General features: G+C 57.7%; 11 protein-coding genes and 1 pseudogene. 11 read left to right on the forward strand and 1 reads right to left on the reverse strand.

The features are described 5' to 3' along the window. Positions 1-117 precede the first annotated feature (117 nt). The 11 genes from T363_RS0107195 to T363_RS0107245 all read left to right on the forward strand — a co-directional run bounded on the left by T363_RS0107195 (position 118) and on the right by T363_RS0107245 (position 15,258). Positions 118-1,491, forward strand: coding sequence for an MATE family efflux transporter (locus tag T363_RS0107195; RefSeq protein ID WP_031474624.1), 1,374 nt, complete (start codon positions 118-120; stop codon positions 1,489-1,491). A 97-nt stretch (positions 1,492-1,588) separates the two neighbouring features. Further along, positions 1,589-2,761, forward strand: a complete 1,173-nt coding sequence (locus tag T363_RS0107200; RefSeq protein ID WP_031474626.1) for an NAD(P)-dependent malic enzyme — start codon at positions 1,589-1,591, stop codon at positions 2,759-2,761. Positions 2,762-2,992: 231 nt separating this feature from the next. Further along, a complete protein-coding gene (iolE, locus tag T363_RS0107205; protein ID WP_031474628.1) occupies positions 2,993-3,925 on the forward strand; it encodes a myo-inosose-2 dehydratase in 933 nt (310 codons plus the stop codon). 142 nt (positions 3,926-4,067) lie between these two features. Continuing rightward, positions 4,068-4,793 (forward strand): UMP kinase, encoded by a 726-nt coding sequence (pyrH, locus tag T363_RS0107210; protein ID WP_031474630.1) that lies wholly within the window; start codon positions 4,068-4,070, stop codon positions 4,791-4,793. Beyond that, on the forward strand, positions 4,790-5,344 hold the full coding sequence (gene frr, locus T363_RS0107215; RefSeq protein ID WP_031474631.1) for a ribosome recycling factor: 555 nt from the start codon (positions 4,790-4,792) through the stop codon (positions 5,342-5,344). Before pyrH ends, frr begins: the two co-directional genes overlap by 4 nt. 267 nt (positions 5,345-5,611) lie before the next feature. Further along, entirely contained in the window at positions 5,612-6,361 is a 750-nt protein-coding gene (locus tag T363_RS0107220) for an isoprenyl transferase (protein WP_031474632.1), read from the forward strand. 23 nt (positions 6,362-6,384) lie between these two features. Continuing rightward, the gene (locus tag T363_RS0107225) at positions 6,385-7,227 is read left to right on the forward strand and encodes a phosphatidate cytidylyltransferase (RefSeq protein WP_031474634.1); all 843 of its coding nucleotides are present in this window, start codon (positions 6,385-6,387) and stop codon (positions 7,225-7,227) included. A 211-nt stretch (positions 7,228-7,438) separates the two neighbouring features. Next, entirely contained in the window at positions 7,439-8,572 is a 1,134-nt protein-coding gene (locus T363_RS0107230; RefSeq protein WP_031474636.1) for a 1-deoxy-D-xylulose-5-phosphate reductoisomerase, read from the forward strand. A 33-nt stretch (positions 8,573-8,605) separates the two neighbouring features. Beyond that, positions 8,606-9,637 carry an RIP metalloprotease RseP gene (gene rseP, locus T363_RS0107235; protein WP_078096952.1) on the forward strand — a complete coding sequence of 344 codons (1,032 nt, stop codon included), beginning with the start codon at positions 8,606-8,608 and terminating at the stop codon, positions 9,635-9,637. A 185-nt stretch (positions 9,638-9,822) separates the two neighbouring features. Next, positions 9,823-10,869: a flavodoxin-dependent (E)-4-hydroxy-3-methylbut-2-enyl-diphosphate synthase gene (gene ispG, locus T363_RS0107240; protein WP_031474640.1), complete on the forward strand. Its 1,047-nt coding sequence runs from the start codon at positions 9,823-9,825 to the stop codon at positions 10,867-10,869. 12 nt (positions 10,870-10,881) lie between these two features. After that, positions 10,882-15,258, forward strand: coding sequence for a PolC-type DNA polymerase III (locus tag T363_RS0107245; RefSeq protein WP_242840246.1), 4,377 nt, complete (start codon positions 10,882-10,884; stop codon positions 15,256-15,258). 145 nt (positions 15,259-15,403) lie between these two features. Here T363_RS0107245 and T363_RS0107250 read toward each other — a convergent pair. Further along, positions 15,404-15,591, reverse strand: a pseudogene (locus T363_RS0107250) (hypothetical protein); the annotation flags it as partial.

Here is a 15,591-nt window from a genome sequence, read left to right on the forward strand (position 1 = left end):
TGGATTTCCGACAGTCCGAAAATAAATCAGGATGGGGAAAAAAGCATCTTTACGAAAGCGCTTTCCCCTCCTATAATGGTGGAAGGATATCACGATTTATAAAGGGGGAGAACGGCGATGCAGCAGACGGAAAGTCCGCTGGGCACCGCTCCGGTGGGTAAGCTGGTGTTACAGCTTGCCATCCCGGCGATGTTGGCGCAGTTTGTGAATATTTTATACAGTGTGGTGGATCGGGTGTATGTCGGTCACATTGCAGGCGCGGGAGCGGATTCGCTGGCAGGCGTCGGCGTGTGCGCGCCGGTCGTCACCATGATTACGGCGTTTGCGGTGCTGGTCGGTTTCGGCGGCGGGCCGCTGATGAGCATCCGCATGGGGCGGCGGGATATGGAGGGTGCGCGGCAGATCGTTGCCAACAGCTTTTATCTGCTGCTGCTCCTGTCGGCGCTGGTAACTGTTCCGGTATTGCTGCTGCGGCAGCCGATCCTGTTTGCATTCGGCGCCAGTGAACAGCTATGGCCGTATGCGGAGGCGTATTTTACCACGTATGTATCCGGTACGGTATTTGCGCTGCTCAGCGTGGGGCTGAATCAGATTGTGATGAGTCAGGGCTTTTCCGGAACCGCGATGCGTTCGGTTATATTGGGGGCGGCGGTCAATATCGTGTTCGATCCGGTATTTATTTTTTGGATGGATATGGGCGTGCGCGGTGCGGCGCTGGCTACCGTTGTATCACAGGCGTGCTCGACCGCCTATACGCTGCGGTTTTTGTTCGGCAGGCGGGCGCTGGTCGGTATTACGCGGCAGCCGCTGCGTGTGGGATGGCTGCGGCGCATTGTGCAGGTCGGCCTGTCCCCGGCGCTCATCATTGCGCTGGATAATGTGCTGCTGATTTCGGTAAACGTGATGCTGCGCCGTTACGGCGGTACGGACAGCGATATGCTGATCGCCTGCGCGGCGATTTTGCAAAGCTTTATGCTCATCATCACCATGCCGTTGGGCGGCATCACAGCGGGGACACAGTCGATTTTAGGATATAATTACGGTGCAGGTGATACCAAGCGGGTGGTTCGCGCGGAGAAGTATATCGTGCTGCTGTGTTTTGTGTTTACGGCGGTGATGTTTGCGGCTGCACAGACCATACCCCGTGTATTTGCCGGCATATTTACTGACGATCCGGCCAATATCGAGATGGCGGCTTGGATGATCCGCATCTATACGCTGGGCGTGGTCGGTCTGGCGGTGCAGTATCCTTTTGTGGATGGACTGACCGGTATGGGGCTGGTGAAATGGGGGCTGCTGTTCTCCATGTTCCGCAAGCTGATCTTTTTGGCGGGCGTATTTATCCTGCCGGCAATGTTTTCGGCAACGACACTGCTGTATGCCGAGCCGCTGTCGGATATCCTGTCGGCCAGTGTATCCGGGGTGGCGTACTTTGTACTGTTCCCCAAGCTGATGCGCCGGAGGGAGCAGGAAGATACACAAAACGCATGACAATCCTGCCGGGGCGGTGTATAATGGAAAAATAACCGGCCGTTCGCCGGACAGCGGGACGGTCGACAAACAGTATAAATAACGGAGGAATATGGGTATGGATCTGAAGGGACGCGCGCTCGAAGCGCACAAAGAATGGGGCGGCAAGATCGAGGTCGTTGCGCGCTGTGCGGTAAACAGTAAGGAGGATCTTTCGATCGCCTACACGCCCGGTGTTGCCGAGCCGTGCCTCAAAATCAAGGAAGATCCTTCCCTGAGCTATACCTATACCCGCCGTCACAATTTAGTGGCGGTTATTACGGACGGCACAGCTGTGCTCGGTTTGGGGGATATCGGACCGGAGGCCGGTATGCCGGTGATGGAGGGCAAGTGCGCGCTGTTCAAGGCGTTTGCCGATGTGGATGCGTTCCCTCTTTGCGTAAGGAGCAAGGATGTGGACGAGATCGTGCGCACGATCGAGCTGATCTCCGGCTCGTTTGGCGGCATCAATCTGGAGGATATCGCGGCGCCGCGCTGTTTTGAGATCGAGCGGCGGCTTAAAGAGGTGTGCGATATCCCGGTCTTTCATGATGATCAGCACGGCACGGCGGTATGCTGCGGTGCTGCGCTGCTCAATGCCTGCCGGCTGACCGGCCGACGGGTAGAGGAGATCCGCATGGTGGTTAACGGCTGCGGCGCTGCGGCGATTGCGGTGACGAAGTTCTTGATGTTCCTCGGTGTAAAAGATGTGACCATGGTTGAGCGCTTCGGCATCGTGTGCGAAGGGGACGAGCGGCTCAATCTGGCACAGCAGGAGATGGCGCGTGTGACCAATCGCAGCCACATGACCGGTACGCTGGCGGATGCGATCCGCGGTGCGGATGTGTTTTTCGGCATGTCTGCTCCGCAGGTGCTGACAAGCGAAATGGTTTCCACCATGGCCGATCAGCCAATGGTATTTGCTATGGCCAATCCGGTGCCCGAAATCTGGCCGGAGGATGCCAAAAAGGGCGGCGCGGCGGTTGTTGGCACAGGCCGGTCGGACTATCCCAATCAGATCAACAATGTGCTGGCATTTCCGGGCATCTTCCGCGGGGCGCTGGATGTGCGTGCAAGCGATATCAATGAGGAGATGAAGCTGGCCGCGGCGCGGGCGATCGCGGGCTGTGTGCCGGACGAGGCACTGGCGCCGGAGTATATCATGCCGATGGCGTTTGATGAAAAGGTCATCCGCGCGGTGGCGGATGCGGTGGCGCAGGCGGCACGGGAAACAGGCGTAGCCCGCATTTGAACAGGGGGCGGGCAGCGGCGCGGATAGCGGGGGCGTCAGCGTGTCTGGTGTGCCGCAGGGTAAGTGCGTGCTCGTGCACATGGCGCTGTGCATTTTGTGAAAGAAAGATTTGCACAGGGTGTTTCGTGCAAAAATGCGTTTGACTTTTGGTGAATTGTTGGGTACAATAAAAGCGATAGCTGACCACGCACAAACGTGTGGTATATGAGAGAAGATTATGGAGGGAATAACATGTTAGATCCGAAGAAAGTAAGACTCGGCATTTGCCCGATCGGCTGGACCAACGATGATATGTGGGATCTCGGTGACGAGAACACGTTCCAGCAGTGCATTTCGGAGATGAAGCTCGCCGGCTTTGACGGCTGCGAGGTTGGTCACAAGTATCCGGAGGATAAGGAAGTCCTCAAGCACATGCTGGACGTGCGCAATATGACCATCGCTTCCAAGTGGTTCTCCTCTTTCCTCGTTGATAAGCCGTATGAAGAGGTAGAGGCCGAGTTCATCAAGGAGCTGGAGTACCTGTCCTTTGTTGGCGCTACCGCGATCAATGTTTCCGAGCAGTCCGGCTCGATTCAGGGCAAGCTCGACACCGCTGTGCTCGATATGGAGAACAAGCGCGTGCTGACCGATGAGGAGTGGAACCGCTTCTGCGACGGCATGAACAAGCTGGGCAAGCTGTCCATGGAGAAGTACGGCATCCGCACCTGCTTCCACCACCACATGGGCACGGTGTGCCAGACTGTGGAGGAAACCACCCGCCTGATGGAGAACACCGATCCCAAGTACGTGTTCCTGTGCTTCGATACCGGCCACTTCACCTTTGCGGGCGAGGATCCGGTCAAGATGCTCGAGAAGTTTGCAGACCGTGTTGGTCACGTACATCTGAAGAACATGCGTATGCCGCTGGTTGATAAGGCGCGTGCAGAGCACTGGTCCTTCCTCGATGCCGTTCGTGCAGGCGCGTTCACTGTACCGGGCGATCCGGACGGCTGCGTAGAGTTTGACAAGGTATTCGACCTGCTTGATAAGGCCGGCTACACCGGCTGGATCATGGTCGAGGCTGAGCAGGATCCGGCAAAGGCCAATCCGTACGAGTATGCCAAGATGGGCCGCGAGTACATCACCGCGCGTACCGGTCTGGGCGGCGAAGTCGTTCTGAAGTAATTATCTGAATTGCAGATCTCAATCCCGCTCCGTCAGGGGCGGGATTGTTGTATTCATCGAAAACTGTGTAAAACCCTTTGCAAAACAGGCTGTGATAGGGTAGAATATAAATCAGGAAAACGAAGCAAGAGGAGAGTGGCATATGGAAGCACATAAATATAAACGCGTGCTGATCAAAATCAGCGGAGAAGCGCTGGCGGGCGATAAGCATTTTGGCCTGAATTTTGATGTGATCGGTCCGGTATGTGATGTGATCAAAAAATGCAATGAGCAAGGCTGCGAGATCGGTGTGGTCGTAGGCGGCGGCAACTTCTGGCGCGGCGTCAAGGACGGCGGCGGAAAGATGGAGCGCACCCGCGCGGATCATATGGGGATGCTGGCGACTACGATCAATGCGTTGGCATTGGCTGATGCGCTCGAGCAGCGCGGCGTGCCGGTGCGTGTGCAGACCGCGATCGAAATGAACCGCATCGCCGAGCCGTACATTCGCCAGAAGGCGACCCGGCATCTGGAAAAGGGCCGCGTTGTGATTTTTGGCTGCGGCACGGGCAATCCCTTCTTCTCGACCGATACGGCAGCGGTGCTGCGTGCAGCAGAGATCGGGGCGGAGGTCATCCTGCTGGCCAAGAATGTGGACGGTGTGTATGATTCCGACCCGGCGAAAAACCCGGATGCGAAAAAGTATGACAAGCTCTCTTATATGGATGTGCTCAATCAGGGGCTGGGCGTAATGGATACGACGGCAACCTCGCTTTCCATGGACAACCATATCCCGATTCTGGTATTTGCGCTTTCCGACCCTGAAAATATTTACCGTGCGGTCAATGGGGAACAGATCGGCACGATTGTAGAGGAGGACAAAAAATGAAGGCACAGCTCAATAGTTATGAAGAAAAGATGAAGAAAACGCTCGACGTACTGGCACGGGATCTGGCGGCGATCCGCGCAGGCCGCGCCAACCCCGCCGTGCTCGACCGGATCACGGTGGAGTACTACGGCGCGCCGACGCCGCTCAATCAGGTGGCGGCGATCTCCACGCCGGATCCGCGTTCGCTGGCGATCCAGCCGTGGGATGCTTCCGTGCTCAAGGCGATCGAAAAGGCGATCCAGACCTCGGATCTGGGCATCAACCCGCAGAATGACGGCAAGCAGATCCGTCTGAACTTTCCGCCGCTGACCGAAGAGCGCCGTAAGGAGCTGATCAAGGGCGTATCCAAGATCGGCGAAGAATCCAAGGTCGCGCTGCGCAATATCCGCCGTGATGCGATTGATAAGTTCAAGGCGGCGCAGAAAAAGAGCGAGATGACCGAGGACGAGCTGCACGAAGGCGAAGACAAAATGCAGAAGCTGACCGATAAGTACGTCAAGGAAATCGACGGCATGGTTGCAAAGAAGTCGAAGGAGCTGGCAGAAGTATAAACACCTCTAAGGGGGACACCGTCCCCCCTTAGATACGAAAAAAGTTCCGAAGAAACTTTTTTCGATAACCCCCTCGCCCTTGCACGGCAAGGGCGGTTCGGGACACCTGTCCCGAAGCAGCGGGATAAAAGCCCGGCAGAGCTAGGCTTTTATGGAGGATTGGATCGCAGATGCTGCGGCATCTGTGGATAAGGGAACAAGGTTTCCTGTTGAAGTAAAGATTTGGGGGGCGGCGGGTTCGCCGCCCCTTTGCATGGGGGAAGCAGCGTGGGTCTGTTTACAAAGAAAAAGAAGAATACGCCGGCGGCAGACCGGCCGGTGCCGCGGCATATTGCGGTTATCATGGACGGCAACGGCCGCTGGGCGAAAAAGCGCGGTTTGCCGCGGCAGGCGGGGCATAAGGTGGGGGCGGAGACCTTCCGCACCATTGCCACGTACTGCAAGGATATCGGCGTGCAATATTTTACAGTGTATGCCTTTTCTACGGAAAACTGGAAGCGCCCGCAGGAGGAAGTGGATGCGCTGATGAATTTGTTCCGCGCTTACCTGAAGGAGGCGGCGGAAACCATGTTCCAGCGCGGCGTGGCTGTGCGGGTGCTGGGCGACCTGTCGCCGCTGCCGGCGGATATCCGCGCACAGATCCGCGAGGTGGATGAGATCGCCGACCGGCTCGGACCGGAGGCGGCGACCGCCAGCCTGTGCATCAATTACGGCGGACGGGACGAGATCAAGAATGCCGTCCGCGCAATCGCGGAGCAGGTCAAAAACGGTGCGCTCGCGCCAGAGGAGATCACAGAGGAAACGATCCGTGCAAATCTGTATACGGCGCATATGCCCGACCCTGATTTGATCATCCGTCCGTCGGGCGAGATCCGCACCTCGAATTTCCTGCTATGGCAGTCCGCCTATGCGGAATATTATTTTACCGATATTCTGTGGCCGGATTTTAAGCCGGCAGACATGGATGCAGCGATTGATGCATTTTATAAAAGAAACCGCCGCTTTGGCGGCGTATGATCCGGGAAGCGGGGAGTGACGATATGAAAGCAAGAGTTTTATTCGGTGTGGTAGGCTTTGCGGCGGTGCTGCTCGCGCTGTATGTGTTCCCGCCGATCGTGCTGGAGTTGGCGGTAGCCGCCCTGTGCGTGCTGGCCACATGGGAGGTGCTCGGCTCGACGCGGCTGGTGCATAACCGGCTGGAGCTGCTGCTGTGCGTGTTGGTCTCGCTTGGATTGGCGGTGGGGCATTTTGGTATCCTGCCGCTCGATCTGCAGGATGTGATGCAGGGGCTGGTATTCGTGCTGCTGATCGGCTCGTTTGCGATTGAACTGAAATTCCACGACAGCATGAAGGTATCGCAGATCGCGTGGGGATTTTTCGGTGCGCTGGCCGTGCCGTACCTGATGCTCAGTCTGGTACGTATTTTCCAGATGAATTTTATGCCCATCCGCGATACCGAGCTGCATATCGGTCAGTTCCTTGTGCTGCTGCCGCTGCTGGCGGCATGGGGCGCGGATACCTGCGCACTGTTTGCCGGCATGCTGTTCGGCAAACACAAGCTGGCGCCTGTGGTCAGCCCGAAAAAAACGGTGGAAGGCGCGGTTGGCGGCGTGGTTGGCGGCGCGGTGCTGGTGCTGCTGGCGGCGGTGCTGATGAACGTTTTTCTGGATCTGGATATGCCGCTCTGGTCGGCAGCGGTACTCGGCGGCGCGGGCGCGATGATCGGCGAGATCGGCGACCTGTCCTTTTCCATTATCAAGCGGCAGACCGGCATTAAGGATTACGGGCATATCTTCCCCGGTCATGGCGGGGTGCTCGACCGCTTTGACAGCGTGCTGTTTGTTGCGCCGTTTGCCGAGATTTTGTTCCGAATCGTCTGGTAAGTACAGGGGGTATCCCATACCTTCTGTATACACCGGATGGTTCCGAAGCAACCATCCGGCGATACGCCCGGACATTGCCCGGGCGATTGCGTGTTGGGATGCAACGCGGAGCGCCGCATCTGCCTTGTAGGTGCGGTTTGCAGGCAAACCGCGTTTTTTATGCCGCAAACGGTATTTGCGGTTAGGCAAAGAAGATACAAGAGGTATCGATATGAAAAAAATTGCAATTTTAGGATCGACCGGGTCGATCGGCACGCAGACTGTCGATATTTTACCCTCGATCGATGCGGAAGTCGTCGCATTGACGACGAATAAACGCATAGACTTATTGGAAGAACAGGCGCGGGCGCTGCACCCGAAAATGGTGTGTGCCTTTGATGAGGAGGCCGCGCGGACGCTGAAAATCAGGCTCGCGGATACCGATATCCGTGTGTTGGCCGGGATGGACGGTCTGACTGCCTGCGCCGCGGAGAGCGGCGCGGATATCGTGGTGACCGCTGTGGTCGGCATGGTCGGCCTGCTGCCGACCCTTGCCGCGATCGACGCCGGCAAGGATATTGCACTGGCGAACAAGGAAACGCTGGTCTGTGCGGGTGAGCTGGTCATGCGCGCAGCACGCGAAAAAGGCGTGAAAATTTTGCCGGTGGATTCCGAACATTCGGCAATTTTCCAGTGTGTGCAGGGCGCACAGGGCAACCGGCTGAGCAAGATTCTGCTTACCGCTTCAGGCGGGCCGTTTTTCGGCAAAACCGCGGCGGAAATGCGGGATGTGACGCGCGAGCAGGCGCTGGCGCACCCGAACTGGAACATGGGCGCCAAAATCACGATCGACTCGGCAACCATGATGAACAAGGGGCTGGAGCTGATCGAAGCGATGTGGCTGTACGATATGGAGCCGGAGGATATCGAGATCGTGATCCATCGGGAAAGCATCCTGCACTCCGCAGTGGAGTTTGAGGACGGTGCGGTGATCGCGCAGCTCGGCCTGCCGGATATGCGTCTGCCCATTCAGTATGCGCTGACCTGGCCGATGCGGGTGCCCTGCAAGGTGCCGCGTATGCATCTGTCCGAACTGGCGAAGCTGACATTTTTTGCCCCCGATGAGCAGGCATTTCCCGCGCTGCGCCTTGCCCGCCATGCGGCAAAGTTAAAGGGCGACCGCGGCGCGGTGCTCAACGGCGCGAACGAAGCGGCGGTCGGGCTGTTCCTTGCGGGTCGGATCGGCTTTACCGAAATTGCCGGGCGGGTGGCGCAGGCGCTGGACGAGATCCCGTACCATGCGTCCGCGTCGCTGGAGGATGTGCTGGCGGCCGACCGCGCTGCGCGCGAAATCGTGCGTGCATAAACACATGTTGGATTGTTGGAGAGGAGAGGCGCTTTGCTGCAAATCATTTTAGCCGTTTTAGCCTTTGGTATGCTGGTAATCGTGCATGAATTCGGGCATTTTATCACCGCCAAACGCGGCGGGGTGCAGGTTAATGAATTCTGGATCGGCATGGGGCCAACGCTGCTCAAAAAGGAATATCACGGCACGCTGTACAGCCTGAAGCTGCTGCCTTTCGGCGGAGCCTGCGTGATGGAGGGCGAGGACAGCGAAAGCGAAAGTCAGCGGGCATTCGGCAAGGCGAGCCTGCCGCGCCGTATGCTGATTGTTGTGGCGGGCGCACTGATGAATTTTGCAGTCGGCTTTCTGATCATTTTGGCTGTGATGCAGCCGAATGGATTGAATGGCGGCTACGTTGTTTCCACTTTGGAGCAGGTGGATCCGCGCAGTTCTGCTGCCGGTGCGCAGGGCTTACAGGCGGGGGACGAGATCCTGAAGGTGGATGGCTACCGCATCCTGCTCCGCAGTGATTTTGAGGTTGCGCTGGCACGCGGCACGGATACGAACTATGAGGTGGTGGTACGGCGCGATGGGAAGCGTCTGACGCTGCCTGATGTGCGGCTTGAACCGACGATTGAAGGGGAGAACGGCCGCAAAATGATCGGCCTGACCTTTGCCGAACAGCCGGGCGGCTTCGGGATGCGCCTGCGCATGGCAGCGTGCACGGCGGTGGACTATGCGCGCATGGTATGGTCCAGCCTTGGAATGTTGGTCAGCGGTCAGGTCGGCATCGACCAGCTCTCCGGGCCGGTTGGCGTGGCAGGCGTGATGGCAACAACCGCAAGCTACAGCATTACAGCGTTTTTGCAGTTGGTTGCGTTTATTTCCGTCAACCTCGGCGTGATGAACCTGCTGCCGCTGCCGGCGCTGGACGGCGGACGGCTGGTGTTCCTGCTGATCGAAGCGGTGCGCCGCAAGCCGGTACCGCCTAAGTATGAAGGCTATGTGCACGCGGTTGGCCTTATTCTGCTGCTTGCGCTGATGGTATATGTGACAGGGCAGGATATCCTGCGGCTGCTCCACTGAAACCACGGTTTCAATGGAAGGGGAATATGCCTGCCCTGCGGATCGGATATATTTCGCGGGAAGAAAGGTTTTAACAAAACTTTGCTTTCTGCCGGTAAAATAATTAGATACCCCCAACTTTTTATGTTTTCAGCAAGCTGAAAACGATTGAACAGGCGCTTTGCGCCGAAAAGTGAGGAAACACCATGAAACAAACCAAACAGATCAAGATCCGCGACGTGCTGGTTGGCGGCGGCGCGCCGGTGGTGATCCAGTCCATGACCAATACGGATACGCGGGACGCGGCGGCGACTCTGGCGCAGATCCGTGCGCTGGCGGAGGCCGGCTGTGAGGTCGTGCGCTGCGCCGTGCCGGATGAACAGGCGGCGCAGACCCTGCGGGAGATCTGCGCACATTCCCCGCTGCCGGTGGTGGCGGATATACATTTTGATTACCGGCTCGCGCTGGAATCCATCGAGGCGGGCGTGGATAAGATTCGGCTGAACCCCGGCAATATCGGTGGGGAGGATCGTGTGCAGGCTGTGGTGCAGGCGGCGAAGGCACGGCGCATCCCCATCCGGATCGGGGTCAACTCGGGCTCGGTGGAAAAATCCATCCTTGCGCAGTACGGCGGGCCGACGCCGGAGGCATTGGTCGCTTCCGCGCTGTATCACGCATCGCTGCTTGAGAAATTTGATTATACTGATATCTGTCTGTCGATGAAGTCCTCTTCCGTGCCGTATACCATGCAGGCGTATCTGCTGGCAAGCGAAAAGACCGGCTATCCGCTGCATCTCGGCGTGACCGAGGCAGGCACAGAGTACATGGGCACGGTCAAGTCGGCTGCGGGGATCGGCGGCCTGCTGGCACTGGGCGTGGGGGACACCATCCGCGTGTCGCTGACCGATGATCCGGTGAAGGAGATCTATGCCGCCAAGGCGATCCTCAAGGCTGTCGGCCGGGCGGAGGATGGGATCAACGTCGTCTCCTGCCCGACCTGCGGACGTACCCGGATCGACCTGATCGCCATTGCCAAGGAAGTGGAGCAGCGCTGCCTGAACATCCGCGGCAAAAAACTTAAGGTTGCCGTGATGGGCTGTGCGGTCAACGGCCCCGGAGAGGCGCGCGAGGCCGATCTCGGCATTGCGGGCGGCGAGGGCGAAGGCCTTGTGTTCCGCAAGGGCGAGATCCTGAAAAAAGTGCCGCAGGAGCAGCTGGTAGATGCGCTGATGGAAGAGATCGAGCGTTTTTAAGGAGCGAATACTTTGGCTGGAAAGCTTATTGATATATGTGGAAACTGCAAATGCGTATCAGAAGAACAGCACCTTGCCGCGGGCGAGGTGCGTTCTCTCGCATTTGGGGATAATAACACCGTAATGGTGGTTGAGCTGGCGCTGGAAGAGGTGGTCAGCCGCAAGGCGATTGCCAAAGCGGAAAAGCAGATCGCCAAGCAGTACGGGCTGGAACGGGTGTGCATTGAGCCGCGCTATGCCATGCCGGACGGACTGACCGGCGCCTATATCCGCTCGCTGTATGACGATATGGCGTACCGGATGCCGTCGGCACGCGGCCTGCTCGATTGCAGCAACTGGGAATATGCGGACGGCGCTTTGCAGATTCCAATGGATGAAGTGAGCGAAAAGCATTTTGCCAATGCGCTGCGCCATCTGGAAGCGCGGATCCGGCGCGAGACCGAGCTGCACTGTCCGGTGCATGCGGTGCGGGCAGCGGCGGAGGAGGTTGCGCCGCCCATCGATGAAACGGCGCGTGAGGAAATTTTGCAGCAGGCAGTGGCGGAGGCGGCTGCCGCAGCGCCGGCGGAACCCAAGCCCAAAAAGCCGCGTCCCGCGCCGCGGCAGGAGCACAGCGGCTACCAGCGTCCGCGCGCGGAAAAGGTGCGTGAGGACGATCTGATCTTCGGCAAGCTGATGCAGGACCCCATCGTTTCGGTCAACGAAGCGATCGCCGCGTATGATATGGTCACGGTGCAGGGCGAAGTGTTCTTTACCGAGAATAAGGATATTCACAGCAAAAAGACCGGCAAGGACTATGTGAAGATCGCCTTTGACATGACCGACCGCACGAATTCGGTGCGGGTATCCAAGTTTCTTGCGGCGGATAAGGCGGGCGATACCGCATCGCACATCAAAAACGGCCTGTACTGCACGGTGCAGGGACGCATGGTGTATGATTCCTATGCAAAGGAAATGGTGCTCGAGCCGACCGGTATCGTCAAAGCGAAAAAGCCCGTCCGGCAGGACAAGGCCGAGGGCATGAAGCGGGTGGAGCTGCATCTGCACACCAATATGAGCGCGATGGACGGCATGACATCGACCGCGGCGCTGCTCTGCCGTGCAGCGCAGTGGGGCCACCGCGCCATGGCCATCACCGATCACGGTGTGGCGCAGGCGTTCCCGGAAGCGCTGCATGCGCAGGAGGGTAAGCAGAAGAGTATCATCGGGGATATGAAGATCATCTACGGCATTGAAGCGTACTATGTCAACGATGCGGACAGCCTTTCGGTGGTGCGCGGGCCGTCGGACGAGCCGCTTAGCGGCACGTTTATCGTGTTCGATTTGGAAACCACCGGCCTCAACCCCGCAAGTGAGGAAATCACCGAAATCGCCGCCTGCCGCGTGACCGGCGGCGTGATTCAGGACTCTTTTCAAACGTATGTCAATCCGCACAAGCCGATCCCCGAGGAGATCACCAAGCTGACCGGCATTTCGGATGAAACGGTTGCGGATGCGCCGGAACTATCCGAGGCAGTACCGCAGTTCCTTGCGTGGGCGGGCGAGGGACAGTATCCGCTTGTGGCGCACAATGCAGGCTTCGATATGGGCTTTTTGCGCACGGCATGCAAGCGGCTCGGGATCGAGCGGGTGTTCACCGCGATCGATACGCTGGAAATGTCCCGCCTGATGCTGCCGCATTTGCACAAGTTCAAGCTGAACATTCTGGCGAAGGAGCTGGCGGTCGGCCCGTTTGAGCATCACCGTGCCAGTGAGGATGCTGCGGTGCTGGGACGCATTTTCGTAAAGCTTCTGGCGCGGCTGCGGGAGGAAATGCACGCGGTGACCACGGCGGATATCAATCCCGTGCTGGCCGCCACGACCGACCGGAAAAATAAACTGAAAAATCTGCCGCGCTATCATTTTATCATTCTGGTGAAAAATCAGACTGGTCTGCGCAATCTGTACCAGCTGATTTCCAAGAGCTTTCTGGAGTATTACAACAAGCGGCCGATCATGCCGCGCTCGGAGCTGATCCGCCACCGTGAGGGGCTGATTTTCGGCTCGGCATGCGAGGCGGGCGAGGTGTTTCGCGCGCTGACTGCAAACGCCGAGTGGGACGAGCTGAAGCGTCTGGCTTCATTTTATGATTATCTGGAGATCCAGCCGACCGGCAATAACCAGTTTATGATCGCCAAAGGCATGGCGCGGGACGAGGAGCAGCTGCGCGACTGGAACCGCGCGATCCTGCGGCTGGCGGATGAGTTGGGCAAGCCCTGCTGCGCGACCGGCGACGTACATTTCCTTGAACCCGAGGATGAGGCGTTCCGCCGCATCTTGATGGCAGGGCAGGGCTTTGGCGATGCGGATAATCAGGCGCCGCTGTACTTCAAATCGACCGATGAAATGCTGCGGGAATTTTCCTATCTGGGCGAGGACCGCGCGTATGAAGTGGTGGTTAAGAACACCAATCAGATCGCAGATCTGTGCGAGCAGATCCGTCCCGTGCCGCGGGAGAACTATCCGCCGCATATTGACGGCTGTGAGGATGATCTGCGCAATATGTGTTATGAAAAGGCGAAGCGGATCTATGGTGACCCGCTGCCCGAGCTGGTGCAGGCGCGGCTCGACCGTGAGCTGAACTCCATCATCGGCAACGGCTATGCGGTGATGTACATTATTGCGCAGAAGCTGGTGACCAAGAGCCTGCAGGACGGCTATCTGGTCGGTTCGCGTGGTTCGGTTGGTTCGTCGCTGGCGGCGTTTATGTCGGATATCACCGAGGTAAATTCACTGGCGCCGCACTACCTGTGTCCGGATGATAAATACATTGAGTGGCATGAAGAATACTCCTGCGGCGTGGATCTGCCGGACAAAACCTGTCCGAACTGCGGCAAGCCCCTGACCAAGCAGGGCTTCAATATTCCGTTTGAGACATTTCTCGGCTTTGAGGGCGATAAGGTGCCCGATATCGACTTGAATTTTGCAGGCGAATATCAGTCCCGCATCCATTATTATACCGGTGAGATCTTCGGGCACGATCATGTGTTCCGCGCGGGCACGATCGGCACGGTGGCAGAAAAAACCGCTTACGGCTATGTGAAAAAATACATGGATGAGCGCGGCATCGAATGCTCGCGCGCGGAGGAAAACCGGCTGGCGGCGGGCTGCACCGGCGTGCGGCGCACCTCGGGACAGCATCCGGGCGGCGTGGTAGTTGTGCCCAAGGAGATCGAAATTTACGATGTCTGTCCGGTGCAGCACCCGGCGGACGATCCGGATTCGGATATCATCACCACCCATTTCGAGTACCACTCGATCGATGCAAACCTTTTGAAGCTCGACGAGCTGGGGCACGATGACCCGACCATGATCAAGCACCTCGAAAACCTGACCGGTGTCAACGCGCAGGAGATCCCGCTGGACGATCCGGATACCATGAGCCTGTTCCATTCCTGCAAGGCGCTGCAATACACGGGAGAAAATCCAGATACGGATGCTATCCTCGGCGATCTGGGATGTCTGGCGGTGCCGGAGTTCGGCACCAAGTTTGTACGCGGCATGGTGAAAGAAACCCATCCCTCTACGTTTGCCGAGCTGGTGTCGATTTCCGGTCTGTCCCACGGTACGGACGTATGGCTGGGCAACGCAGCCGAGCTGGTGCGCAAGGGGATTCCGCTGTCCGGCTGTATCTGCTGCCGCGATGATATTATGAACTACCTGATTCTGCAGGGGGTCAAGCCCAAGCTGGCATTCAAAACGATGGAGTCTGTCCGTAAGGGCAAGGGGCTGACCGAAGAAATGGAGTCCGCGATGAACGAGCAGAACGTACCGGAATGGTATATCGACTCCTGCAAAAAGATCAAGTATATGTTCCCCAAGGCGCACGCGGTCGCGTATGTTATGATGGCGTTCCGCATCGCGTGGTTCAAGGTACACCGCCCGCTTGCGTTCTATTCGGCGTATTTTTCGGTGCGCGCCAAGGGATTTGACGCTTCCTGCATGATAAAGGGCGATAAGGTCTGCATTGAAAAAATTAAGGAGCTGCAGATGAAGGATCGTGAAAAGACCATCACAGCGGCTGAAAAGGAAATGATGACCACGCTGGAGGTCTGCCACGAGTTTTACCGCCGCGGTTTTGTTTTCGAGCCGATGGATGTGTATACATCGGATGCGGTAAACTTTATCGTAACCGAAAACGGCTTGATCCCGCCGTTCACCTCGATGCCCGGCATCGGCGAACAGGCGGCGCAGAATATTGTAGAGGAGCGCAAAAACGGCAGGTTTCTGTCCGCTGAAGAGATGGCGGTGCGCTGCCCCAAGGCATCCAAATCAGTCATCGAGCTGCTCGATCAGATCGGCGCGCTCGGCACCATGCCCAAAACCACACAGATCAGTCTGTTTGGATAAAGCGAAGGCGAAAGCCTGCAAATAAGAAGTCAAGCCCCGAACAGGACTTGACGAAAGAAAACTTTGTAGGCGGCAGGTAGAAAACAAGTGCAACACAAAAAGGCCGCCGCAAACACGCCGACCGGAAAGAGTCAATTACAGTTGATTAGTCCGCGTGCTGCAGGCCGGTGGAATCCATATCTACAAGCGGCAGACCATCCAGAGTAGAGAAGTAGGTCATCACCTTGCCGTAGTAACGGCGCAGGAACTTGTTGGCACCAGCCGTCATGTAAACGTAGTACGGCTTACCCTCGGCACGCTTCTTGTCCAAGAACAGGAACACAGGCTCGTCTG

The sequence above is a fragment of the Agathobaculum desmolans ATCC 43058 genome, from assembly GCF_000701665.1.
Lineage (GTDB): Bacteria > Bacillota > Clostridia > Oscillospirales > Butyricicoccaceae > Agathobaculum > Agathobaculum desmolans.

Excerpts from the sequence above, each read along its gene's own strand:
- T363_RS0107200 (WP_031474626.1), top strand. The coding sequence starts at position 1,589 with ATGGATCTGAAGGGACGCGCGCTCGAAGCGCACAAAGAATGGGGCGGC.
- iolE (WP_031474628.1), top strand. The coding sequence starts at position 2,993 with ATGTTAGATCCGAAGAAAGTAAGACTCGGCATTTGCCCGATCGGCTGG.
- ispG (WP_031474640.1), top strand. The coding sequence starts at position 9,823 with ATGAAACAAACCAAACAGATCAAGATCCGCGACGTGCTGGTTGGCGGC.
- pyrH (WP_031474630.1), top strand. The coding sequence starts at position 4,068 with ATGGAAGCACATAAATATAAACGCGTGCTGATCAAAATCAGCGGAGAA.
- T363_RS0107195 (WP_031474624.1), top strand. The coding sequence starts at position 118 with ATGCAGCAGACGGAAAGTCCGCTGGGCACCGCTCCGGTGGGTAAGCTG.
- T363_RS0107225 (WP_031474634.1), top strand. The coding sequence starts at position 6,385 with ATGAAAGCAAGAGTTTTATTCGGTGTGGTAGGCTTTGCGGCGGTGCTG.
- frr (WP_031474631.1), top strand. The coding sequence starts at position 4,790 with ATGAAGGCACAGCTCAATAGTTATGAAGAAAAGATGAAGAAAACGCTC.
- T363_RS0107230 (WP_031474636.1), top strand. The coding sequence starts at position 7,439 with ATGAAAAAAATTGCAATTTTAGGATCGACCGGGTCGATCGGCACGCAG.